This is a genomic window from Paraburkholderia sp. J76 (assembly GCF_905220295.1).
Taxonomy (GTDB): Bacteria; Pseudomonadota; Gammaproteobacteria; order Burkholderiales; family Burkholderiaceae; genus Paraburkholderia.
Genome location: NZ_CAJMZJ010000014.1, coordinates 121184 through 144400, shown reverse-complemented (window position 1 = coordinate 144400; position 23217 = coordinate 121184). Strand labels below are relative to the sequence as shown.

The 23217-nt window shown below is 65.2% G+C and carries 26 protein-coding genes and 2 tRNA genes; 12 read left to right on the top strand and 16 right to left on the bottom strand.

Annotation, left to right across the window (positions count from 1 at the left end; all coding sequences use genetic code 11):
• Positions 1–55: 55 nt before the first annotated feature.
• Positions 56–328, bottom strand: coding sequence for a hypothetical protein (locus tag U5768_RS24730; protein WP_322033016.1), 273 nt, complete (start codon positions 326–328; stop codon positions 56–58).
• A gap of 418 nt (positions 329–746) precedes the next feature.
• Between U5768_RS24730 and dusA the strand changes: the two genes are divergently transcribed.
• From dusA to U5768_RS24715, 3 genes are all read left to right on the top strand, one after another.
• Entirely contained in the window at positions 747–1748 is a 1002-nt protein-coding gene (dusA, locus tag U5768_RS24725) for a tRNA dihydrouridine(20/20a) synthase DusA (protein ID WP_322033015.1), read from the top strand.
• A gap of 88 nt (positions 1749–1836) precedes the next feature.
• A tRNA-His gene (locus tag U5768_RS24720) sits at positions 1837–1912 on the top strand.
• Positions 1913–1994: 82 nt separating this feature from the next.
• Positions 1995–2891 (top strand): DnaJ C-terminal domain-containing protein, encoded by an 897-nt coding sequence (locus U5768_RS24715; protein WP_322033014.1) that lies wholly within the window; start codon positions 1995–1997, stop codon positions 2889–2891.
• Here the strand turns inward: U5768_RS24715 and U5768_RS24710 are convergent.
• From U5768_RS24710 to ssuD, 5 genes are all read right to left on the bottom strand, one after another.
• Positions 2888–3139 (bottom strand): DUF6566 family protein, encoded by a 252-nt coding sequence (locus U5768_RS24710; protein WP_322033093.1) that lies wholly within the window; start codon positions 3137–3139, stop codon positions 2888–2890. The two genes, U5768_RS24715 and U5768_RS24710, sit on opposite strands and share 4 nt — an antisense overlap.
• Positions 3140–3209: 70 nt before the next feature.
• Complete coding sequence (locus U5768_RS24705) at positions 3210–3425, bottom strand: TOBE domain-containing protein (RefSeq protein ID WP_091996411.1); 216 nt, start codon at positions 3423–3425, stop codon at positions 3210–3212.
• A gap of 52 nt (positions 3426–3477) precedes the next feature.
• Positions 3478–4359 (bottom strand): ATP-binding cassette domain-containing protein, encoded by an 882-nt coding sequence (locus tag U5768_RS24700; RefSeq protein WP_322033013.1) that lies wholly within the window; start codon positions 4357–4359, stop codon positions 3478–3480.
• Positions 4356–5225 (bottom strand): aliphatic sulfonate ABC transporter permease SsuC, encoded by an 870-nt coding sequence (gene ssuC / locus U5768_RS24695; protein WP_322033012.1) that lies wholly within the window; start codon positions 5223–5225, stop codon positions 4356–4358. Before ssuC ends, U5768_RS24700 begins: the two co-directional genes overlap by 4 nt.
• Before the next feature lie 38 nt (positions 5226–5263).
• Positions 5264–6421 (bottom strand): FMNH2-dependent alkanesulfonate monooxygenase, encoded by a 1158-nt coding sequence (ssuD, locus tag U5768_RS24690; RefSeq protein ID WP_322033011.1) that lies wholly within the window; start codon positions 6419–6421, stop codon positions 5264–5266.
• Positions 6422–6813: 392 nt separating this feature from the next.
• Between ssuD and U5768_RS24685 the strand changes: the two genes are divergently transcribed.
• The gene (locus U5768_RS24685; protein WP_322033010.1) at positions 6814–7239 is read left to right on the top strand and encodes a hypothetical protein; all 426 of its coding nucleotides are present in this window, start codon (positions 6814–6816) and stop codon (positions 7237–7239) included.
• A gap of 81 nt (positions 7240–7320) precedes the next feature.
• On the opposite strand, the gene U5768_RS24680 is transcribed toward U5768_RS24685, so the two are convergent.
• From U5768_RS24680 to U5768_RS24660, 5 genes are all read right to left on the bottom strand, one after another.
• Positions 7321–8478, bottom strand: coding sequence for an enoyl-CoA hydratase/isomerase family protein (locus tag U5768_RS24680; RefSeq protein ID WP_322033009.1), 1158 nt, complete (start codon positions 8476–8478; stop codon positions 7321–7323).
• Between the two features lie 73 nt (positions 8479–8551).
• Entirely contained in the window at positions 8552–9256 is a 705-nt protein-coding gene (locus U5768_RS24675; RefSeq protein ID WP_322033008.1) for a TetR/AcrR family transcriptional regulator, read from the bottom strand.
• Positions 9257–9319: 63 nt separating this feature from the next.
• On the bottom strand, positions 9320–9604 hold the full coding sequence (locus tag U5768_RS24670; protein WP_042268605.1) for a DUF1488 domain-containing protein: 285 nt from the start codon (positions 9602–9604) through the stop codon (positions 9320–9322).
• A 188-nt stretch (positions 9605–9792) separates the two neighbouring features.
• Positions 9793–10140 (bottom strand): multidrug efflux SMR transporter, encoded by a 348-nt coding sequence (locus U5768_RS24665; protein WP_322033007.1) that lies wholly within the window; start codon positions 10138–10140, stop codon positions 9793–9795.
• A 4-nt stretch (positions 10141–10144) separates the two neighbouring features.
• A complete protein-coding gene (locus U5768_RS24660) occupies positions 10145–10642 on the bottom strand; it encodes a heme-degrading domain-containing protein (protein WP_322033006.1) in 498 nt (165 codons plus the stop codon).
• 230 nt (positions 10643–10872) lie between these two features.
• Here U5768_RS24660 and U5768_RS24655 point away from each other — a divergent pair.
• The 7 genes from U5768_RS24655 to U5768_RS24625 all read left to right on the top strand — a co-directional run bounded on the left by U5768_RS24655 (position 10873) and on the right by U5768_RS24625 (position 16182).
• Positions 10873–10949 (top strand) — tRNA-Met (locus tag U5768_RS24655).
• A gap of 171 nt (positions 10950–11120) precedes the next feature.
• Positions 11121–11666, top strand: coding sequence for an NUDIX hydrolase (locus U5768_RS24650; RefSeq protein WP_322033005.1), 546 nt, complete (start codon positions 11121–11123; stop codon positions 11664–11666).
• A 25-nt stretch (positions 11667–11691) separates the two neighbouring features.
• Complete coding sequence (gene aat / locus U5768_RS24645; RefSeq protein ID WP_322033004.1) at positions 11692–12456, top strand: leucyl/phenylalanyl-tRNA--protein transferase; 765 nt, start codon at positions 11692–11694, stop codon at positions 12454–12456.
• 197 nt (positions 12457–12653) lie between these two features.
• Entirely contained in the window at positions 12654–13418 is a 765-nt protein-coding gene (locus U5768_RS24640; protein ID WP_322033003.1) for an arginyltransferase, read from the top strand.
• Between the two features lie 77 nt (positions 13419–13495).
• Positions 13496–14530, top strand: a complete 1035-nt coding sequence (locus U5768_RS24635) for a quinone-dependent dihydroorotate dehydrogenase (protein ID WP_322033002.1) — start codon at positions 13496–13498, stop codon at positions 14528–14530.
• 83 nt (positions 14531–14613) lie between these two features.
• Positions 14614–15411, top strand: coding sequence for a cystine ABC transporter substrate-binding protein (locus tag U5768_RS24630; protein WP_322033001.1), 798 nt, complete (start codon positions 14614–14616; stop codon positions 15409–15411).
• A 111-nt stretch (positions 15412–15522) separates the two neighbouring features.
• On the top strand, positions 15523–16182 hold the full coding sequence (locus tag U5768_RS24625) for an amino acid ABC transporter permease (RefSeq protein ID WP_322033000.1): 660 nt from the start codon (positions 15523–15525) through the stop codon (positions 16180–16182).
• Positions 16183–16241: 59 nt separating this feature from the next.
• Here U5768_RS24625 and U5768_RS24620 read toward each other — a convergent pair whose 3' ends face one another.
• From U5768_RS24620 to U5768_RS24610, 3 genes are all read right to left on the bottom strand, one after another.
• Complete coding sequence (locus U5768_RS24620; protein ID WP_322032999.1) at positions 16242–17219, bottom strand: Gfo/Idh/MocA family oxidoreductase; 978 nt, start codon at positions 17217–17219, stop codon at positions 16242–16244.
• Between the two features lie 147 nt (positions 17220–17366).
• The gene (locus U5768_RS24615) at positions 17367–18086 is read right to left on the bottom strand and encodes a FadR/GntR family transcriptional regulator (RefSeq protein WP_322032998.1); all 720 of its coding nucleotides are present in this window, start codon (positions 18084–18086) and stop codon (positions 17367–17369) included.
• A gap of 303 nt (positions 18087–18389) precedes the next feature.
• Positions 18390–19949: a mannose-1-phosphate guanylyltransferase/mannose-6-phosphate isomerase gene (locus U5768_RS24610; protein ID WP_322032997.1), complete on the bottom strand. Its 1560-nt coding sequence runs from the start codon at positions 19947–19949 to the stop codon at positions 18390–18392.
• A gap of 644 nt (positions 19950–20593) precedes the next feature.
• Here U5768_RS24610 and U5768_RS24605 point away from each other — a divergent pair.
• Entirely contained in the window at positions 20594–21328 is a 735-nt protein-coding gene (locus U5768_RS24605) for a Crp/Fnr family transcriptional regulator (RefSeq protein WP_322032996.1), read from the top strand.
• A 132-nt stretch (positions 21329–21460) separates the two neighbouring features.
• Here the strand turns inward: U5768_RS24605 and U5768_RS24600 are convergent, their stop codons facing one another.
• Together U5768_RS24600 and U5768_RS24595 are read right to left on the bottom strand one after the other, a co-directional pair.
• A complete protein-coding gene (locus U5768_RS24600) occupies positions 21461–22072 on the bottom strand; it encodes a hypothetical protein (RefSeq protein ID WP_322032995.1) in 612 nt (203 codons plus the stop codon).
• A gap of 72 nt (positions 22073–22144) precedes the next feature.
• Entirely contained in the window at positions 22145–22741 is a 597-nt protein-coding gene (locus U5768_RS24595) for a hypothetical protein (protein WP_322032994.1), read from the bottom strand.
• Positions 22742–23217 lie beyond the last annotated feature (476 nt).

Genomic DNA, 23217 nt, shown 5'->3' with positions numbered 1-23217 from the left:
TTCAGGCCGCCGTGTGACGGGCGACCCGGCAACGAATCGAATACCTCGGCGCGACTTACTGGCCGAAGAAAACCGATTGCGGGCCCGTGGCCTTCGTGTGGCTACCCGACTCCGAAGCCGAGCCGGCGACGCCGCCGTATGCCGTTTGGGCGCCTTGTTGCTGGACTTGCTCGGCGGCCACGGTCTGGACGCTCTGGCCGCGCTGCGAAGCGGGCGCGCCGACGTTCGGACGATAAAACGGTGCCGGGCCATAGCCGCTGGCGAACGCCGGAGCGGCAACAGAAGCGGTAGCTGCGACCAGCAGCGCTGCGATGAGTTTGGTCTTCATGGTGGACTCCAATGTCAGGTTCAATTGCGGATCGGGAAGGCGCCGCGCCTGGGAGGTCATGGCCCACGAGCTGCGTCAACGAAACTCAGTGTATACACCTACTATCGGAAAATAATCGCGATAATCCGAATTTACTATTCTTCATTCGGCAACAATCGCGTGAGCCAATTCCGATGGGCCTGAGCGACGAACAGACCCTAAAAGGACGCAAAAAAAAATTTTGCGCAACGCAGCAAATGGCATGTGGATTACATAACGCCGGAAGGGTTTTTCCACCAAAAAACGTCGTCGGGCGTGCTTCCTGCAGGCGGCTCCGGCAAATTGGCGCAGTGCGCAAAGGGTACGAAGAGCCAGGCCGGTATGCGGTAAAATGCAAGGTTGATCCACGTCAGCCGTTCCTTAGCGGTTTTCCATTGCCATGTCCGCCAACCGTCAAGCCAGTCCCCGCCGCGTTTCCGTCGCGCCGATGATGGACTGGACCGATCGCCACTGCCGTTCGCTGCATCGCTTCATCTCCCGGCACACGTGGCTGTATACGGAGATGGTGACGACGGGCGCCCTCCTCCACGGCGACGTGCCGCGTCATCTCGCCTTCACGCCGGCCGAAGCGCCGGTCGCGCTTCAACTGGGCGGCAGCGAACCCGACGACCTCGCGCGCGCCGCGAAGCTCGGCGAACAGTGGGGCTATGACGAAATCAACCTGAACTGCGGCTGCCCGTCCGAGCGCGTGCAGCGCGGGGCGTTTGGCGCGTGCCTGATGAAGGAGCCACAACTGGTGGCGGACTGCGTGAAGGCGATGCGCGACGTCGTCTCCGTGCCGGTGACGGTCAAGCACCGCATTGGCGTGGACGCGGTCGAGGACTATGCGTTCGTGCGCGACTTCGTCGGTACGATCGCCGAAGCGGGCTGCGAGGTTTTCATTGTCCACGCGCGCAACGCGATCCTGAAGGGCTTGAGCCCGAAGGAAAACCGCGAAATCCCGCCGCTCAAGTACGACTACGCGTACCAGCTCAAGCGCGACTTCCCGCAGCTCGAAATCATCATCAACGGCGGCATCAAGACGCTCGACGAAGTCGAGCAGCATCTTGATCATGTCGATGGCGTGATGCTCGGCCGCGAGGCTTATCACAACCCCTACGTGCTCGCCGACGTCGATGCGCGCTTCTACGGCGCAACCGACGCCGCGCTCACGCGCGAGGAAGCGGAAGCGAGGCTCATCGAGTACTGCGCGAGCGAAATGGCGCGCGGCACTTATCTCGGCGCGATCGTGCGCCATGCGCTGGGCCTCTATCGCGGCGTAGCCGGCGCGCGCGGATGGCGCCGCATCCTCTCGGACAGCCGCAAGCTCGCGAAAGGCGATCTCGCCATCTTCGACGAGGCGCGCGAATATCTGCGGGTTCCGGACGAAATTCTTGAATAAAGGGCTAGGCAAGCCCGCTTTGATCTGTATATAATCTTGCTTCTTGATTGACGCCGCTTTCGAAGCAGCGCTAGTTGAGAAAACAGCGGTGGCTGTAGCTCAGTTGGTAGAGTCCAGGATTGTGATTCCTGTCGTCGTGGGTTCGAGTCCCATCAGCCACCCCAAAGAATTCAGCAGTGAACAAACGAGCCCGCACTGGTTGCGGGCTTTTTTGCGTCTGTGCACGAGAGACACCCGGGAACGCCTTTGAGCTTCGAGGAATACTACAGGCGGCTGCAATTGCCGGAGACAGCGTCACCGGCGGAGATCAAACGCGCCTATCGCCAACTGCGCGCGAAGTACCACCCCGACCGCAACAAGGGGCGCGAAGCGACCGTCGAGCCCGTGTTCAAGCTCATTCAGGAAGCCTTTGAGATCTTGAGCGGCAGGCGCGTCGCGCCGACGTCCGGCAAGACCCCCAGCGCAGAAACGCCGCGGCGGCGTCGCGAGGCCGTGCCCATGCGGGGCGCAAACTGCCTCGTCGAGTTATTCGTGCCGCTCGAAATCGCGCTCGATGGCGGCGGCGTTCAAACGCACTACCCCGTCAAAGGTCCGTGTCCTGCATGCGAGCAAGAAGATCGTGGCGCGCTTTGCGAGCAATGTCACGGCACGGGCGTGAAGACGTGGCGCAAGTCGCAGGTCGTCGAGATTCCTCGCGGCGCATGGGACGGTCAGCGTCTGGTAGCGCCTGGCGGCGGCCATCCTGGCGTGAACGGCGGTCCCGCAGGAGACGCCATTTTCTCCGTTTCCGTCGTTTGCGGCCCGGGCGTCACGCGCAACGGACTCGACCTCGGCTGCGAACTCCCGATCGACTTCGTGACGGCCGTGTTAGGCGGCGGCGTTCAGGCGAAGGTCCTGGGCCGCACGCTCGAAGTGAAGATTCCGGCGAACGCGAATTCGCGCACGCCGATCCGCGTGCCCGGTCTTGGGCTCGCGGATCGCAACGGCACGCGCGGCAACCTCACGCTGCACCTGGTGCTCACCATGCCGGCCGCAGCCGCGCATCTGACGGGCGCCGAGCGCGAGCAGCTACGCGAGCTGTTCGCCGAGGCGCAGCGTCGGGCGAGTCAGTCGCCTGCCGCGGATTCGCAAGGCAAACGCTAGCTCGCCTGCGCGCCCTCCTGCGCATCGATCCACGCGCGCGCCGCTTCGAAGCCAGCCTGCGCTGCCGCGTGCTCGGTGGACCAGAGGCGCGTGATATGCACGAGCTGCCAGTCCTCAACGACCGCCTCGCCCTTCAGCACGCGATAGTGCGCCTTCACCCCCGTAAGCACCTGTTCGACCGCGACCTCGATGTCGTAGTCCTTGTAGCGCTCCTGGTAGTCGCCCATGTCGATGCCCTTCGGCTCCATGATCGCCTCTTTCGTCTTCCGATGACGGCTCATGCTAGCACTTCCGCCCCGCGCGACTCGCGCTCGCGCGTTATAGCCGCGCGATCGAGACCTCCGTCGACTTCACCAGCGCGACCACTTCCGATCCCACTTTCAATTCGAGTTCGTCGATCGAGCGCGTGGTGATCACCGACGTCACGATACCGAACGTCGTATCCACATCGACCTCGGAAACGACCGGCCCGCGAATGATTTCCTTGATCTTGCCGCGAAACTGGTTACGCACGTTGATGGCGGTAATGCTCATAGCTTCGGCTCCGTAAGTTCGGATATAAACAAAAGGATTCCTGATTAATTGCTCAAGCGGCCGTGCTCACATCCGACCCTGCGGACTGCTGAGAGCCACGGCCGAGCACACGCTGGAGCACGCGCTCTTCGAGCGCCGCGAAGCGCGCGTCGACGCGCGCCCGCGGGCGCGCGAGCGGCACGCTCTGATCGAGCGCGATGCGCCCTGCCTCGACCAGCAAGATGCGGTCGCCGAGCGCGACGGCTTCGTGCACGTCGTGTGTCACCAGCAACGCGGTGAAGCGATGCTCGCGCCACAAACGCTCGATCAGCGCATGCATCTCGATGCGCGTGAGCGCGTCCAGGGCGCCGAGCGGCTCGTCGAGCAGGAGCAGGCTCGGGCGATGCACCAGCGCGCGAGCGAGCGCCACGCGCTGCCGCTGGCCGCCCGAGAGACGCGCGGGCCACTCGTCGGCACGCGCGAGCAGGCCCACCTCGTCGAGCACCGCGCGGGCGTCGTCGCGCGCGCTGCGCTCGAGGCCGAGCATCACGTTCTGCAATACGGTCTTCCACGGCAAGAGCCGCGCGTCCTGAAACATGATGCGCGTATCGAGCGGTGCGTTGCCTGCGCCGCGCCGTTCGACCTCGCCCTCGTCCGGCGTTTCGAGGCCGGCGATCAGGCGCAGCAACGTGGACTTGCCACAACCGCTGCGTCCGACGATCGAGACGAAACTGCCGCGCTCGATTGCAAGGTCGAAGCCGTCGAGCACGGCGCGCTCGCCGTAGCGTTTTCCCACGCCGCGAAGGGCAACGGCGGCGTCCGCTCCCTGCGGATTCGTGCGCAACGCCACGCCTTCGCGCGCCACTTGCGCCCTGCCGCTGCCTTCGCGCGGCCGCTCGCGTTCGAAGCCGTCCCGGCCCACGCCGTAGTTCGGTGCCAACTGGCTCGTGCTCATGCTTCGTTCTCCTGTTGATAGGCGCGATGCCAGCGCAGCGCCACGCGCTCGATCGCCTTCGCGAGCCAGTCGGCGAGCTTGCCGAGCGCGGCGTAAAGCAGGATGCCGACCACCACCACATCGGTTTGCAGGAATTCGCGCGCATTCATCGTCATGTAGCCGATGCCCGATTGCGCGGAGATCGTTTCGGCAACGATCAACGTCACCCACATCAGGCCGAGCGCAAAGCGCACGCCGACGAGAATCGATGGCAGCGCCCCCGGCAATATCACCTCGCGATAAAGCGCGAAGCCCTTGAGCCCGTAACTGCGCGCCATCTCGACGAGATTGGCGTCCACCGAGCGGATGCCGTGGAACGTGTTGACGTACACGGGAAAAAACACCCCCAGCGCGACGAGAAATACCTTCGCCTCCTCGCCGATGCCGAACCATAGAATCACGAGCGGAATCATGGCGAGCGCCGGAATATTGCGGACCATCTGCACGGTCGAATCGAGCGCGGTTTCAATGGGCTTGACAAGCCCGGTAGCCAGTCCGAGCACGAGCCCGATACCGCCGCCGATCGCGAATCCCGACAGCGCGCGCCAGGTGCTCACGCGCACGTCCGCCCACATTTCGCCCGACTCGATCAGCGACCACGCCGCTCGCACCACCGCGAGCGGCTCGGGCAGCACACGCGTCGAGAGCGCGCCGCTCTTCGCCGCGATCTCCCAGATCACGAGCACCGCCAGCGGCACGAGCCAGGGCATGAGCCGCCGCCGGCTCGCCCGCACGAAGGCCCGCGCGGTGCGCAGCACGCCGCCTCGTCGCGCGGGACCGTGCGCGGGTGCAGTCCTTACCGCATTCGTCACTATGGATTGCGTCATCGTTGCATCCTCCACGATTGCCGTATTGCTCCGGCGCCTCAGCTCTGGCTCACTTTCGGCAGATAGTGATTGCCGACCACTTCGCCGAACGGCCCCGAAAGCGGCCCGCCCGCGCCTTTCGCCGAGCGGCCCGGCAGCAGCGGAAACACCAGCTCCGCAAAACGGTAGGACTCCTCCAGGTGCGGATAGCCGGACAAAATGAAGGTCTCGATGCCAAGCTGCGCATATTCCTTCATGAGCGCGGCCACCTGTTCAGGATTGCCAACGAGCGCCGTGCCCGCGCCGCCGCGCACGAGGCCCACGCCCGCCCATAGGTTCGGATACACCTCGAGGTCCTCGCGCGTGCCGCGCTTGCCGCCGTGAAGCGCGGCCATGCGGCGCTGTCCCTCCGAGTCCATCTTCGCGAACGCCGCCTGGGCGCGCGCGACCGTCTCGTCGTCGAGATGGCTGATGAGTTTGTCTGCCGCGGCCCATGCCTCCGCTTCGGTCTCGCGCACGATCACGTGCAGGCGAATGCCGAAGCGGATCGTGCGGCCATGTTCGGCCGCGCGCGCCCGGATGTCGGCGATCTTGCGCGCGACGGCCTCGGGCGGCTCGCCCCACGTTAGATAGGTGTCGATGTGCTCGCCCGCCATCGCGTGCGCGGCAGGCGACGAACCGCCGAACCACAGCGGCGGATGCGGACGCTGCACCGGCGGATACAGCACCTTGCCGCCCACCGAGCGCAGATGCCGCCCTTCGAAGTCGATCGCCTCGTTCGTGTGCGACGCCGCGAGCAGTTCGCGCCAGATGTGCAGGAACTCGTCGGTGATTTCGTAGCGCGTGTCGTGGTCGACGAAGAGGCCGTCGCCTTCCAGCTCGGCCGTGTCGCCGCCCGTCACGACATTGATGAGCAGGCGGCCGCTGGAGAGCCGGTCGAACGTGGCGGCCATACGCGCGGAAAGCGCCGGCGACGAGAGGCCCGGGCGGATCGCCACGAGAAACTTCAGGCGCCGCGTCGCGGCGATGAGGCTCGATGCCACGACCCACGCGTCCTCGCACGAGCGGCCCGTGGGCAGCAACACGCCCTCGTAGCCGAGCGTATCGGCGGCAACGGCGATCTGCTGGAAGTACGCGAGATCCGCCGCGCGCGCGCCCTGGGTCGTGCCCAGATAGCGGCTGTCACCGTGGGTCGGGATGAACCAGAACACATTCATGCATTACTCCTGCGTGGCATTTCGAAACAAGGCCGCACATCGATGCGAACGCGCAAGGGCGCGCCGCGCAAACGAATGCGCCGCTCATGGCTCGATTCAAAGGATTCGATAGTGGATGGAATGCGCCGGTGCGCCTCGCGCAAAGCCCGGCGACGGCGGCGCCGTCTTCATGGGGAACCAGTCTAGGGACGGCTCCCACCCTTTAGAACGATTTTTTTTAGCTTAGGTTTTCCACTTTCGTGCTTTGCCCGACGCTTTAGCATACGGCGCGCCTCGCGCGCACCGCCGCGCCGATATAATGGCGCACGCACTCACAAAAACACCGGCACGCCGCGCAAAGCGCTCCAACAGGCGCGTTGCGCGGCGAGGCCAGCAAGCTCTCGCAAGATTCCATGCAAAAACTGATTCTGCCGTTCGTATCCGGCTTTCTGGCGTCGCTGTTCTTTCGCGAAGCGACGCTCGCGCTCCTGCACGCCGCGCAGGTCACCGACGCGGCCGGATTTTCGACGGACCCGTTCCTGCCCCTCGGGCTGCCCGAGTTCCTCGTGAACGCGATCTGGAGCGCCATTTGGGCCGTGCTGATGGCGTGGCTGCTGCGCGTGTCGCCTTCGCGGCCTGCCCCGTGGGTGCAGGCGTTCGTGTTCGGCGGCATCGTGCTCACGGCTGCGATGGTGTTCGTTGTAGATCCGCTGCGCGGCATCTGGCCGACAGGCAACATGCTGCCGCGGCTCGCCACGGGTTTCGCCTCGAATGCGATGTGGGGTTGGGGCGCGCTCGTTTTCATGCGCGCATTTATGAGCGAAACGGCAGAAGACTGACTCCGCCGGCGGGCCGCGCGCAATGCGCGGTCCGTGTTTTCACGCCGCGCTTGCTTCTTCCCCGCTCCCGCCAGAACCCGCTCAACCCACGAGTTCTCGCAGCGGATGCTCCATCAAGCTCCACGGACTCCCGAACATTCGCTCGACTTCTTCGCGACGCACGTCCTCGATAGTCGCAAAGCGCCAGCGCGGATGATTGTCCTTGTCGATGATGCGCGCGCGAATGCCCTCCATTACGTCGCCCGTCGCGAAGCTCGAGCGCGTGAGGTCGAGGTCGCGGCGCAGGCAATCGGCCATCGTGCCTTCCGCGCGCGAAACCACCTCGAGCGACACCGCCATCGAAAGCGGCGAACGCTCGCGCAGCACCTCCACCATCTGGGCAGCCCATTCGGCCTGCGCGCCCTCGCCCACGCGGCTCGCCGCTTCGAGCGAGGCCAGCAGTGCCGGCACGTCGGCGAGCGAGAAATGCCGGTCGATCCAGCCGCGAACCTCGGCCAGCGACGACCCTTCGGCGAGGCGCTGCAACTCGGGCGCGGCGAGCGCCGCCTGCCGGATGCGCGCGACCACTTCCGCGCCGCTCGCAAATGGCTCGCTCTCGAGCGCATCGAGCAACGCGGGCCATGCGGCCTCATCGAGCGACGCATCGGCGAGGCCCGCATAGACGGCGCTCGCCTGATCGAGCGTTTCGCCCGTCACCGCGAGATACCGGCCAATCGCGCCGGGCGTGCGCGCGAGGAACCAGCCCATGCCGACATCGGGAAAGAGGCCGATGCGTGTCTCCGGCATCGCCATGCGCGTGGTCGGCCCCACGAGCCGCAGCCCGCCCGTGCGGTGCGCGCCTTGCGAGATGCCCATGCCGCCGCCCATGACCACGCCGTTGAGCATCGCGATGTACGGCTTCGGAAAGGTGAAGATGGCGTGATTGAGGCGATATTCGTCGGTAAAGAACGTATCGAGCGCCGCCTGCTCGCCCGCGCGGTACGACTCGTACAGAAAGCGGATGTCGCCGCCCGCGCAGAACGCGCGCGCGTGGGGCGTGCGCACGATCACGGCGAGCACGCCCGGATCGTCGCGCCAGCGATCGAGCGTCGCGTGCATCGTGCGGACCATGGCGGTGGTCAGCGCGTTGAGCGCCTGCGGGCGCTCGAGTTCGATATAGCCGATGCGGTTCGTTACGCGCGTATGCACATGCGAATCGGCATCGGTTGCGGTCGGGCTTGCGTTGGCTTCGTGTGACATGGCGATTGGCAAGGCAGAACAATGAGCGGCGCGGGAATCGGGCGAGGCGCGATTCCCGCACTTGTCGAGGCTATCACGGCGCCGTACCCGGCGCTTGCGTCGCCGGCAACGTTGCCGCAGCGGCGCGCGCGCCGAACCACGCATCGAGCGTGGCGTCGATCAACGGGCCCGGCGCGGCGTGCGCAAAACCGGCGCGCGCGATCGTGAGCAGCACCACGCCGTGCAGCGTCGCCCAAAGCGATTGCGCGAGCATGGCGCTGTCGATGCGCGGCCCGCTCGACGGCATCAGCATGGAGAGCGTGGCCGCAAAGAGCTGGACGGCGCCAGCGCTGGACGCTTCAGGCGCCTCGGGCTCATCAGGCGCTTCGCGCTCACCGCGCGGGGCAGCGCCCACCTCATCCGAACGCGCCTTACGCGCCATGAAAATGAGTTCGTAAGTCTGCGGGTGCGCACAGCCATACACCACGTACGCGTGCGCGAGCGCATGAAGCCGCTCGCGGGCATCGGCGATCAGCATGAGCGGTTCGAGCTGCGCGAACAGTTGCGCCTCGCCTTCTTGACCGAGCGCCTCGGCAATCTCGTCGCGACCGGCGAAATGCAGGTAGAGGGAAGCCGGCGAATAACCGATCGCGTCGGCGATCTTGCGCATGGAGAGCGCCGCAAGCCCTTCGCGCATGACGATGCGGCGCGCAGCGTCGAGAATGCGCGCGCGCTGGTCGTGCGTGCGCGCTGTGTGCTTCGCGGGTAGTGCGCGCTCTTTACGTTCGACGATGCCCATGGCAAAGCTAGCCGGTTACGGCAACCGAAAAGTCTAGTGACGCCCGCGCGGGCGTGGCCTGCGCTACGAGTCGAGGCGTCCGGGCGGAAAGTGGCCGCTCTTGAGCAGCACCGGCGTGCCGTTGCTGAGTTCGAGATGGGCGCGCGCCACAGCTTCGATGCGCGGACGGCCGGCGTCGAATGCCTGCATCCACGCGTCGCGGTTCGCGGGCAGTGCGCCGAAATGGTCCTCTAGCGCCTCGACGGAAATCGCGCACGGAACGCGCGTGCCGTCGACGAGCGCGGGAAAGACCACGGTCAGATTGGCGTCGCGATAGAGCGGCGCATCGGCGGGAAAACGAATGATCATGTCCAGCCCCAGGGGAAAATCAGCAGAAAACACTGCCGCCGGAGGACGACGCGGCGCACGGCGGTAACCGGCCATGTTACGCCCGAGACGCGATGTACGGCGCGAAGGTGGCCGTCGAGTCGCCTGTCGCAAGAAGCGGAAGGAAGCGGAAGAAAGCGGAAGGAAGCGGCCGCTTTCGCAGCCGTCTTTCAGTGCGCCTGCATCTTCGAGAACAGATTCAGCACGACGACGCCCGCCACGATGAGGCCGAGCCCGAGCACGGCCGGAAGATCGGGCACCTGGCGGTAGAGCGCCATGGCCACGAGCGTGATGAGCACGATGCCCACGCCCGACCACACCGCATAGACGATGCCGACCGGCAAACTGCGCAACGTGAGCGAGAGTCCATAGAACGCGATGCCATACCCCACCACGACGATCGCCGAGGGCGCGAGCCGTGTAAAGCCGTCCGACGCGCGCAGCGCAGACGTGGCGATGACTTCCGCGACGATCGCGATGACGAGCCAGGTCCAGGCCGAGAGTGCGGGAAAGCGCATCGCGTCAGACCTTCGCGAGCGCGCACTGCGTGTAGTCGACGTCGAGCTGCGCGCAAAGCGCTTCGACCACGAGTTCGTGATCGGCGCGCTGCGGCAGGCCCGAAACCGTGACCGAGCCGATCACGCCGGCGCCGACCACCGTGAGCGGAAACGAGCCGCCATGCGGCGCGAAATCGCTGATGGGCAGGCCGTGTTTGTCGGCGAGCGTGGACCCGGTTTGCTGCATGCGCAAGCCGATCGCATAGGAGCTGCGTCGAAAGTGTTCGACCACGCGCGACTTGCGGCGCACCCAGTCGGCGTTGTCGGGTGTCGCGCCGTCGAGCGCGCAGAAAAAGAGTTGCTGGCCGAAGGTGCGCACGTCGATGGCGACGGGCAGCGCCCGGGCGCGCGCGAGTTCATGCAGGTGCGAGCCGAGCTGCCAGGCGCGATCGGCGTCGAAACGGGGAAACACCAGCGCGTGCTCCTGCGCGGCTATCGATTGCAGATCGAGGGGAATGTCCATGGACGAGACGTGTGAAGAGACATTTGAAGGGCATTTGAAGCTCGCGCCGTGAACGTCGCGAAGAACGCGCACGGCGCCGACCGAGCCCCGATTCTATCCCGACGATCTCGTAAGCCGTTGTGCACGTGTCTCACAACCATCCCGCGAACTTTTTGCAGTCGCATGAAAGGCGTTCGTCATGGGGTGTTGCAACGCCGCGCGAACTGTCGTATAATCTTTTCTTCGACGGACGCGGGGTGGAGCAGTCTGGCAGCTCGTCGGGCTCATAACCCGAAGGTCGTAGGTTCAAATCCTACCCCCGCAACCAGCAGAATTCGAAAGGGTTACAGGTCATCGGCCTGTAACCCTTTTTCCGTTTACGACTTCACAGCGCGGCTCCCCATCACCCGCCTCCACAACCCCGCCTTTTCCCCGCGGCCACATGAGCGGCGATGCCGAGCGGTGATAAACTCGCATCACCCATCCCCCTATCGTGCCCATGAAATTCTGCTCGACTTGCGGTCAGGCGGTCAGCCTGCTCATCCCGCCCGGCGACAATCGCGAACGCTACGTCTGCTCTCACTGCGGCACCATCCACTATCAGAATCCGCGCAACGTGGTCGGCACGGTTCCGGTCTGGGAAGACAAGGTGCTGTTGTGCCGCCGCGCGATCGAGCCGCGCTACGGTTACTGGACGCTGCCCGCCGGCTTCATGGAGATGGGCGAGACGACCGCCGAAGCCGCGGCGCGCGAGACACTGGAAGAAGCCGGTGCGCGCGTCGAGGTGCAGAACCTCTTTTCACTCCTGAACGTGCCGCGCGTACACCAGGTGCATCTGTTCTATCTCGCGCGCCTGCTCGACATCGATATCGCAGCCGGTGAGGAAAGCCTCGAAGTCCGCCTCTTCGAAGAGCACGAGATTCCCTGGAACGACATTGCGTTCCCGACGGTCGGGCAGACGCTGCGCTGTTTCTTCGCCGACCGCCAGTCGGGCAGCTATGGGCTGCACACCGGCGACGTCCTGCGCTCGCTGCGCGACGGCTGATTTTCTTCCGACTGCGCCCGCAACGATGGTCCCCTGGCTTTCGCCCGATGAACCGTTTCCCGCCGTCGAGCGCGCGCTCGGCGCATCGAGCGGCGCGCCGGGCCTGCTTGCCGCCAGCGCCGATCTGCTCCCCTCGCGTCTGATCGACGCCTACCGGCGCGGCATTTTCCCCTGGTACTCCGACGGCCAGCCGGTGCTCTGGTGGAGCCCCGACCCGCGCATGATCCTGCGTCCCGGCGAGTTCAAGGTTTCGCCGTCGTTCAGGAAAACGCTCAAGCGCGTGCTGCGCGAAGACGCATGGGAAATCCGCGTCGACAACAATTTCGCCGCCGTCATGCGCGCATGCGCAAACGCGCCGCGGCGCGGCCAGCGCGGCACGTGGATCACGGCCGACGTGATCGACGCCTACTCCACCCTGCACCGCGTGGGCGACGCGCACAGCATCGAGGCCTGGTTCGGCGGCGAACGCGTGGGCGGACTGTATGGCGTGGCGCTCGGCACGATGTTCTTCGGCGAGTCGATGTTCGCCTCCGTCACCGATGCATCGAAAATCGCGCTTGCTGCGCTCGTCGCCCATCTGCGCCGCCACGGCGTCGAGTTGATCGACTGCCAGCAGAACACCGCGCATCTCGCCTCGCTCGGCGGCCGCGAAATCTCGCGCAAGGCGTTCATCGCCCATGTGCGCACGCACGTGAACGCCGCGCCCATCCCGTGGAAATTCGACAAAGCCGTGCTCGCCGATCTGGTCGGCGGGTCCGGCGCGCCCGACGAGTTCCTGCCCGCTGCGTGAAGCGCCGGCGAGCCGCAAATGAGCGACGCGCGACCCGCGTGCGCGCTTGCGACAGCCCACGCAATTCGATGGATACAGGTTCGGCGTCAATGTTAGACTGAATGGCGAACCCGTCGCCGCCAGTCCCCGGCACCATCGCTGGCACGCCACGTGCGGCGCGCCACGCGACGATCCGAACTGCTACGAGAGCTGCCAACGTGACGCATCCAAACGAGCTGCCGCTTTCACCGCTTTCCGCGCTGCAATTCTATGCAACGGCGCCCTACCCCTGCAGTTACCTGGAGGGGCGCATCGCGCGCTCGCAGGTGGCCACGCCCAGTCATCTCATCAACTCCGACGTCTATACCGATCTCGTGAAGGCCGGCTTCCGGCGCTCGGGCGTATTCACCTATCGGCCCTACTGCGACGGCTGCCGCGCGTGCGTGCCCGTGCGCGTGCCGGTCGAGCGCTTCACGCCGAACCGCACGCAGCGCCGCGCGTGGAAGCGTCACGGCGAACTCGTCGCCACGGTCGCGCCGCTGCACTACGACGAGGCGCACTACGCGCTCTACATGCGTTATCAGTCCGCGCGTCACGCGGGCGGCGGCATGGACCGCGACAGCCGCGACCAGTACGAGCAGTTCCTGCTGCAAAGCCGGATCAATTCGCGGCTGGTCGAATTCCGCGAGCCCGATCCCGCGCATCCGGACGAGCCCGGCCTGCTTCGCATGGTGAGCATGATCGACATCCTCGGCGACGGGCTCTCTTCGGTCTACACGTTCTTCGACCCGGACACGCTCCATACGAGCTACGGCACCTACAACATCCTCTGGCAGATCGAGCAGGCACGCAGCCTTCAGCTCCCTTACGTATATCTCGGCTACTGGATTCGCGAGAGTCCGAAAATGGCGTACAAGGCGCGCTTCCAGCCGCTCGAAGGTCTCTTCGACGGCGCATGGGCCGCGCTCGCGCCCGAGGCCTGAGGCCTCGGCGCATCGTCGGGCCCGCGTTGCCGCTAAAATAGCGGGTTCCCATTTTCCGGCGCCCGCGCCTTCCTCCCGTGTTCAGCACCCTTTATCCGTTCGTCCGCGACCAGCTCTTTCGCATGGACGCCGAAGACGCCCATCACCTGTCGCTGCGCATGATCGGCGCCGCCGGCCGCACCGGCATGGCAGGCCTCTTCGCCCCGCGCGTGCCCGACTCGCCGCGCACCGTCATGGGACTCACGTTCCGCAACCCGGTGGGGCTCGCAGCGGGCCTCGACAAGGAAGGCGCCGCGATCGACGGTTTCGCCGCGCTCGGCTTCGGCTTCATCGAGGTGGGCACGGTGACGCCGCGCCCGCAGCCGGGCAATCCGCGTCCGCGCATTTTCCGGCTGCCGCAGGCGGGCGGCATCATCAACCGCATGGGGTTCAACAATCACGGCGTCGAGCAGTTCGTGAAAAACGTGCAGGCCGCGCGCTATCGCGGCATTCTCGGCCTGAACATCGGCAAGAACGCCGATACGCCGATCGAGCGCGCCGCCGACGACTATCTTTTCTGCCTGGAGCGCGTCTATCCGTTCGCGAGCTACGTGACGATCAACATTTCGTCGCCGAACACGAAGAACCTGCGCCAGTTGCAAGGCGGCGGCGAACTCGACGCCCTGCTCGCCGCCCTCAAGGACAAGCAGCAGCGTCTGGCCGACCTGCACGGCAAGCTCGTGCCGCTCGCGCTGAAGATCGCGCCCGATCTCGACGACGAGCAGATCAAGGAAATCGCCGACACGCTCCTGCGCCACAAGATCGAAGGCGTGATCGCCACCAACACCACGCTCTCGCGCGCGGCCGTGGAAGGCATGCCGAACGCGAACGAAACCGGTGGTCTCTCGGGGCGCCCGGTGTTCGACGCCTCGAACACGGTGATCCGCAAGCTGCGCGCCGAACTGGGCGCCGATGTGCCGATCATCGGTGTGGGCGGCATTTTTTCGGGCGACGACGCGCGCGAGAAGATCGCGGCGGGCGCCGCGCTCGTGCAGATCTATACGGGCTTCATCTATCGCGGCCCGGCGCTCGTCGCCGAATGCGCAAGGGCGCTGGCTTCGAGCCGCGCGTGAAGCTATAGTGGCACGCTAGTCATGGCGCATCGGAGGCGCTGTGCACTGGCACCAGAATCACAGCGGCAGAACAAGAGGAAAACATGAAATCCGGTTTGCTGAAAAAACTCCTTGCACTCGCAATCGTCGGCGCATCGTTCGTCACGGCCAGCGCCCACGCCGACGACCTGCTCGACCAGGTCAAGGCGCGCGGCACGCTGCGCATCGGCCTGGAAGGCACGTTCCCTCCGTTCAACTCGAAGGCGCCGAACGGCGAACTGGTCGGCTATGACGTCGACATCGCCAAGGCCGTGGCCGCGAAAATGGGCCTCAAGCCCGAATTCGTCACGACCGAATGGAGCGGCATCATCGCGGGCCTGCAGGCAGGCAAGTTCGACGTGATCGTGAATCAGGTGGGCGTGACCGACCAGCGCAAGGCCGTGCTCGACTTTTCGCCCGCGTACACGTATTCGGCCGCGCAGCTCATCCAGCGCAAGGACGACACGCGTCAGTTCAAGTCGCTCGACGACCTCAAGGGCAAGAAGCTCGGCGTCGGCCTCGGCACCAATTACATGGATATGGCCAAGTCGGTGCCCGGCATCGACGTGAAGACCTATCCGGGCGCGCCCGAATATTTGCGCGACCTCGCAGCGGGTCGTCTGGATGCGGCGCTCAACGACCGCCTGATGCTCGCTTACCTGCTGAAGAACTCGCAACTGCCGCTGCGCACGGGCGCGATCGTCGGCGCGGGCAACCCGTCGGCGATCCCGTTCAAGAAGGGCAATCCCAGGTTCGCCAAGGCGATCGACGACGCGATGACGCAGCTCGAAGCCGACGGCACCTTCACGAAGATCTCGGACAAGTGGTTCGGCATCGACGTGACCAGGCCGATCGCACAATGATCGTGAGGGACGCTCAGTCCGGCTGACGCGAAGGGCGGCATTGCACGATGCCGCCCTTCGCACATGTGCGTCCATTGCAAAACGCGCCACTCCACCTCACTACCTACGCCCATGCCCATCTATACGCTCATCATCCAGTCGCTGCCGGTGCTTGCACAGGGCGCGGTGCTGACGGTCAAGTTCGCCGTGCTTTCGATGATCTTCGGGCTCATCGGCGGCGCTATCCTCGCGCTCGTGGGCATCAGCTCGAACCGCGCGCTCGTGTTCATCGCGCGTGTGTACGTGAGCCTGATGCGCGGCACGCCGCTGCTCGTGCAGATCTTCGTCATTTATTACGGATTGCCGAGCATCGGCATTTCGCTCGATCCGACGCCCGCGGGCGTGATCGCGCTTTCCGCGAACGTGGCGGCGTATCTCTCGGAGAGCATGCGCGGCGCCATTCTCGGCATTCATGGCGGACAGTGGCTCGCGGCTTATAGCCTGGGCCTCTCGCGCACCCAGACGCTGCGCTACGTGATCGCGCCTCAGGCGTTGCGCATCGCCGTGCCGAGTCTCTCGAACAGCCTCATCAGCCTCATCAAGGACACGTCGCTCGTTTCCGTCATCACCGTGACGGAACTGCTGCGCAGCGCCCAGGAAATCATCGCCTCGACGTATCAGCCGTTGCCGCTCTACCTCGCGGCCGCCGCCATTTACTGGGTGCTTTGCCAGGTGCTCGAATGGGTGCAGCACTGGTACGAACGACGCCTCGCGCTGCCCGCGCGTCACTGATACCGGACGTCATATCGAACGCCCCCGCACACGGCCCGCACATGCGGGCCGTGGCGTTTTCACTCGCAGGGAAAGCGCAGTCCGAGCGCCGCGCGCGCGGCGTCGGCCATGACGAGCATGCGGCGCGAGGTTTCGTGCGTCATCACCGGGCTCTCCAGCGCGCCCGCGCGCAGCAATTCGCAGAAGTGAGCGGTCTCGTAGTTGAGGCCGCCGCCTTCGAACGGCTCGTCGAGTTCGACGACGCGGCCATCGACATAACGCACCGTGGCGCGCGCGGGATTCCACCAGTTCGCGTGGATCGTCACATGGCCGAGGGGCCCCGCCAGCAGCGCGTCGCCGTAGCCGTGCAGATCGAGCCCGCAGAATAGCTGCGCAATACCGTGCTCATGCTGGCAGTTGAGGCTCGCGAACGTATCCACCCCCGTCGAGCCGAGGCGCCCGACAGTCTGCACCTCACGCGGCGCGCCGAGCCAGTCGACGGCGAGAAACATCTCGTACACGCCGATATCGAGCAGCGCCCCGCCCGCGTGCTCGAACGAAAGCGAGGGATGGTCGGCGGGCACGCTCGCCACCGAACAGCCCGCGCGCACGAGCCCGACCGGACCGATGGGATCGGCGTCCAGTTGCGCGCGCAACTTTCGATAAAGCGGATAGAACGGCGGCTTCATCGCCTCCATGAAGAGGCGCCGCGCGCGGCGGGCGGCGTCGAGCACGCGTTCGAGCTGCGCGCCGTTCACGGTGGCGGGCTTTTCGCACAACACGGGCAGGCCCGCTTCGAGCGCGGCAATGGCGTACTGCGCGTGACTGTCCTGCATCGTGGCGATATACACGGCGTCGATGCCGCTCGCGAAGAGCGCGTCCACGCTATCGCATGTTTTCGCGCCGCACGTGCCGGCAAGCGCCTGCGCCGTTGAGGCGCGCCGCGACCAGACCGCTTCGACGCGTGCGTGCGGCACGTGCGCGACGCCCTGCGCGAAGCGGTGCGCAATGCGGCCCGCGCCGACGATGCCCCAACGTATCGTTTGTGTTTCGCTCATGTGCTGCGTGCTCCGGCTGTGTGGTCGAGGGGCGCCGCGCGGCGTGCGTAACTTACGTCACGCCCGGCGCACCCAAAGACACGCACGATACCGGCCCGCGCAGCGCACTGCAATGCGCCCGCATCGACCGGGCGAGCAGCAGCGGCCCTAGCGCTGTTCCAGCGCCTCGGGCGCGAGCGCGCGGGTGAGTTCGTCGGCGGTGTATTCGATCATCGCGAGCGCGGCCGCTTCGGCCTCTTTCGGCGCGCGCCGCTCGATCGCTTCGACGATGCGCCCGTGCGCCGCCACGACGTTGTTCCAGCCGCCGTCACGCGTGCTGAGAATCGGATTGACGAGCGAGAGCGCGCCGCGAATGATCGCCGCCATCTGCTGATAAAACTGATTCCCGCTCGCCGCGAGAATGCGCGTGTGCAGAAGCGCGTCGGCGGTCTGGAAATTCGGATCGTCGGGGCTCGTCTGGCGCAGCGCCTCGAACGCCTCGCGAATGCCGGTAATGTCCGCCGCGCTCGCCCGCGCGGCCGCGAGCGCGCACGCCGCCGGTTCGATCAGGCCGCGAAATTCGATCACGTCGCGCAGGAACGTCTTGTCCGGCTTCGAGCGAAAACGCCAGTTCACGACGTCCTCGTCGATCATGCGCCAGTCGCGCATGGGCCGGATGCGCGTGCCGATTTTCGGCCGCACGTCGAGCATGTGACGCGCGAGCAGCATGGAGAGCGCCTCGCGCATCACCGTGCGGCTCACGTCGAACTCCTTCGACAGGATGTCCTGCGGCGGCAGCACGGCGCCGTACCGCTCCTCGACGATGCCTGAAATCAGCCCGTCCATCACCTTGCTGACGAGCGAGCGTTCCTTGTTCCCCAGTTCCATGACCCTACCCCCCCGATGTGGGCGTTCTCGCCCATGTTTGCCGGATACCGCGCGGGCCCTCGTGCGTCGTCGAACTTAGGTACTACGTTGCCATGCGCTTCGCATAATTCGCCAGCCAGGATATCTCCTGACGTGATGCTTGCGCGCATGCGTGTTGTTCGTATTCACGCGTGTTGCGTCGGCCTTTCGCGCTGCTGTTTTTTGTAAGGCGATCGTATGAATCGCCCACTTACTTGATGGCTGTTTCGTCCGTGAACGCTTTTCGTACGCTGATCCATGCCGCGCTTTTCCACGTCGCGCTTCTCAACGTTTTATTCGTCCGTACTCGTCGTCGAAGCGCACGATGTCGTCTTCGCCCAGATAGCCGCCCGACTGCACCTCGATGATTTCGAGCGGCGTCTTGCCCGGATTCTCCAGCCGGTGCTTCGCGCCGAGCGGAATGTAGGTCGATTCGTTTTCCGAAAGCAGGAAAACCTCCTCGCCGCGCGTGACGCGCGCCGTGCCGCGCACCACGGTCCAATGCTCCGCGCGGTGATGATGCATCTGCAACGACAGCCGCCCGCCCGGCTTCACGACGATGCGCTTGACCTGGAAGCGCTCGCCCTGATCGATCGAGTCGTAGCAGCCCCACGGCCGCTCCACGCGCCGGTGATGCTGCGCGACCGCGCTGCGCTCCTGTCTGAGCTTGCCGACGATCGCCTTCACGTCCTGCACGCGATCCCTCGCCGCGACGAGGACGGCGTCGGCGGTTTCGACCACCACCACGCCATGCACGCCCACACAGGCCACGAGCCGGCCGTCCGAGTGCGCGAACGTGTCGGTCGCGTCTTCGAACATCACGCGGCCGCGCGCCACGTTGCCGCTCGCGTCCTTGTTCGACACCTGCCACACCGCGTCCCATGCGCCCACGTCGGACCAGCCGGCAGCGAGCGGCACGACCACGCCCGCGAGGCGTGCGTCCGCGCCCAGCGACTCCATTACCGCGTAGTCGATCGAATCGGACGGACATGCCGTGAGTGCCGCGGTATCGAGATGCACGGTGCCGTCAGCGTCGACTGCCGCCGCCTCGAACGCCGCCGCGCATTGCGCCGCGATGGCGGGCCGGCAATGCGCGATCGCGGCGAGCCAGACCGATGCGCGCACCACGAAAATGCCGCTATTCCAGAGGTAATCGCCGGAAGCCACGTAACTGGCCGCGAGTTCGGGGCCCGGCTTTTCCACGAAGCGCTCGATCACGCGCGCGCCGCTGGCGCCGAGCGCCGCGCCAGCGCCGATGTATCCGTAACCGGTTTCCGCGCGCTGCGGCGGCACGCCCAGCGTAACGATCGCGCCGCGCGCGGCGTAGCCTACGGCCTCTTCGAGCGCGGCGGCAAACGCCGCGCGATCGGCGATCAGATGATCGGCCGGCATGGCGATGAGCACCGGATCGCTGTCGCACACGGCGCCGGTATCCTCGCGCGCCTGCGCCGCCTCGCGCCCGGCGCGCGCCGCCAGCGCCGCTACCGTGAGCGCAGGCGCCGTGTTGCGCGCGACCGGTTCCAGCACGACGCGCGCCTGCATGCCGCTGCGGCCTAGCCGGTCGACGGTCATGAGGCGCAACTCCTCGCTGCTCACGACAACCGGCGCGGCCTTGCGGATCGCGGCGCCCGCCTGCGCATACACACCGTCGAGCCGCCGCACGGTGGCTTCGAGCAGCGATTCGCCGTCGAGCAGATCGATCAACTGTTTCGGGCAATGCTCTCGCGAGAGCGGCCAGAGCCGCGTGCCCGAGCCGCCGGCCAGCACCACGGGCTGAACGACGAGCGCGACTTCGGGTTCATTGGCTGCCGCGATCAAGCCGGCGGGCGTCACGAGCTGGTTCATGCAGTGGGCTCCCCGTTGAAATACGTCGGGTCACGTCGGCGAGCGCGTCGCGCGCCTCCGGGACCGCTCAGGCCTCGCGAATCCTCGAGACCTTTTCCGGACCTTATTGGAGCAAACCTGGGCAGACCAATCTGTACGCATACCCACACTGATCGCACGCGCTCCGACGAACGCACAGCAAAGCCTATGTCTGCGTTGCAACAGAACTGAATCAAAAACGCTTGTCTTTTGGGCTCCGGCACGCGTCGCCCCACAGGCATGTTTCAACGAGGAGTCATTTCTGGACCCCCTCGTGGCAGACGCAAATAATTCAACCGAATCATTGGCTTGCGACTTCCAAAAAGACGATGCGCGGTGTCGCGGTCCGCAAAGTCACCGTACAAAACTGAAACAAAAAACCGCCTTTATGCCGCACTGCCGCATGAGCACCTCTCGCCAAACCGCGTGAATGCGCGTTTTCGCACCCATTGGCATACACCCTGCTAAAGGGTGAACGCGAAGCAAGACAGAGCATGAACAAGCGGGACTATGGGGCCGGCACGACGAACACAACAGCCGCACGGGAAACGGCAGACAACAACAGGTTCGGCGAACGGAATCGAAAAACAGGAGGCGGCTCGCGCCGCCTCGCACGAGGACCAGGCATGTTAACCCTTCAATCCGATCTTCACGGCAACCATTTGCTGGGCGCCCTCCCGTCGCATGAATGGCAGGCTCTCGCTCCGCATCTCGAACTCGTTCATCTGCGCACGGAACAACTGATCTGCGATTCGGGCCAGCGCATTCATCACGTGTACTTTCCGACTACCGCGATCGTCTCGCTGCTCTCGACGATGGAAGACGGCAGTTCGGTGGAAATCGCCGCGGTCGGCCGCGAAGGCATGACGGGCGTGCCCGTGCTCACCGGCGGCGAAACGATGCCGAACCGCGTGCAGGTGCAATGTGCGGGCTTCGCTTATCGCATGAGCGCCCAGGCACTCAAGCAACAATTCGCGCGCTCGGATTTTCTGCGCCGCCTCATGCTGCTGTATATGCACGCGCTGCTCACGCAGGTTGCACAAACCGCCGCATGCAATCGTCACCATTCGCTCAGCAAGCAGCTCTGCCGCTGGCTTCTGATCGAAGTGGACCGCTCCGCTTCCAACGATCTCAACGTCACGCAGCAACTGATCGCCGACATGCTCGGCGTACGCCGCGAAGGCATTACCGAAGCGGCCGGCAAGCTGCACGACGAAGGCCTGATCCACCACAGCCGCGGCCATATTCGCGTGCTCGATCGCGAGGGGCTCGAAGCCCGCGCCTGCGAGTGCTATGGCCTCGTGCGCCGCGAATTCGACCGGCTGCTGCCGCGCCTGCGCGAGGCGGAAACGGTCGAGTGAGCGAGTAATCGCGCGCTCATTCAGGCAAGTTCGAAGGAAAAGCGGAACACGCAGGATTGCGAATCAATCGCGCGTTACCGCTTTAGCTGAAGAGAACAGGAGCGCGCCCTCCTCTCTTGCGCCGCGCGCGATTCAACGGGCCGAAGGCACGAGCGCCTGCGCAAGCGGCAACGCGGGCAGATGCTCGCGCTCGCGCACGAACGGGTCGGTCGGCTCCTGAAGCTTCGGGTCCGGGCTCGTGTCGGCGTTGCGCAATTGCGCGGGCGAGCCATCGTTCTTCGCGATCTTGCGATTGTCGCCGCAAGGATGATCGGTCAGCGCGGCCGCTTCGCGGAAATCGTCTTCCTGACACATGATGTTGAACGCGATGTCCTTGCGGTCCATGCGCCACGCCACGGCCGCATTCAGGCGCTTGTTGCAGTCCATATCCTTGATGGTGCCCGCGGCCGTCGCGCCCACACCCACCACCGACACCGCGGCTGAAATGCTGCCCCAGCACGTTTCGGTCACCGAGGCCGTCAAGGCCGGCGCGTAGACCGTGGGCGTCGTGCGCACATCGTAGGCGCCGTGGTATGTCACGTCCGACGCGCCGCCGCCCGGCAGCACGACAGTATTGGAAACGGTGCTCGTCTGGCTCGACGTGGACGTGGTCCCCGACGTCATCGTCGGCGTGGTTTGCGCCCACGCGGCGCCTGCATACAGCAACACCCCGGCAACGGCTATTTTTTGTTTCAGCTTGCTCATTCTTCTCTCCGTGAACGGAAAAGGGGCGGCGCCCCCTTTCCGACGCGCTAGTGAACGGCCGACCCGTTCCGATTACCAGTGCATGCCGCCCGTGAGCGAACCCGAGCCGCCCGCTGCGACGATGCCCACGCCGCCATTCGCGTTGGCCGTGCCGCTGCCGTTCGCGCTTGCGTTCGACTGGAAGCCCGAGCCGCCGTAGCCGCCGCTCGAACCGTCGAACGACGTGTTGATCACCGATGAATTGAAGTTCTGCGAGCCCGACTGCGTGGCGCTCGTGAAGCCGAGCGTCGACGAATTCTGGTTCGTGGTCGTCGTGCCCGTCTGGCCGACATAGCCGCTACCCGTCTGGCCGTACGTTTGCGTATTGCCGTTTTGCGTCGTGTAGCCCGAACCGAACGTGAGGCTCGCATTCGAGAACGACTGGTTGCCTTGCGACACGGTGGCGTCGATATGGCCCGGCACCGTCAGCGCCGAGGTGAAGCCGCCGTTGACCGACGACGTCGAGTTCGACGTGAGCGACGTCGCGCCAAAGCCAACGCCCGCTGCGCCCACCGCCGACGTGGTGGAGGACGACGGCGCGCTGCCCGCACCGCCGGGGCCGCCTGCAAATGCGGCGGCGGAACCGAGAGAGAGCATGGCGGCGAGCGAAATGGCCTGAATCTTCTTCATGATTGTGGTCTTCCTGATATAACAGGGGAACGTTGGATGAATGCGCGCACACTCCCCCTGATAGCGCGGGCGCATTTAACACGACTTCAACTGCAATGCTTTTAAAATCGCTGCATTGACGAGGCGCGAATATCCCCGCGGACCAGCCCGATATCGGGAAGACCGTTTAAACTGGAGGTACCAGATTAAATATCGCGCAGAACACCCCTGCGATTTTCGCTTTCGCGAAAATCAGGCGGCCATGCAGAATTGAAAACCCGGAGAACGGAAAGGAATGCCCCGTAATGCCCTGTTCTTTTTTACGGACGCCATTGAATAGCAGTCCGATACAATTTCTCCCGCACCCGCTTTTATCATTGTTTCCCCGTGTACTGCCTGACAGAAATTCTTCTTTTAGCGAATCATTTTCATAACGTCGCCGGACGGTGAATTTATATCCCAGACAGTCAGACAATTGCTACGTCATTCACACGTTT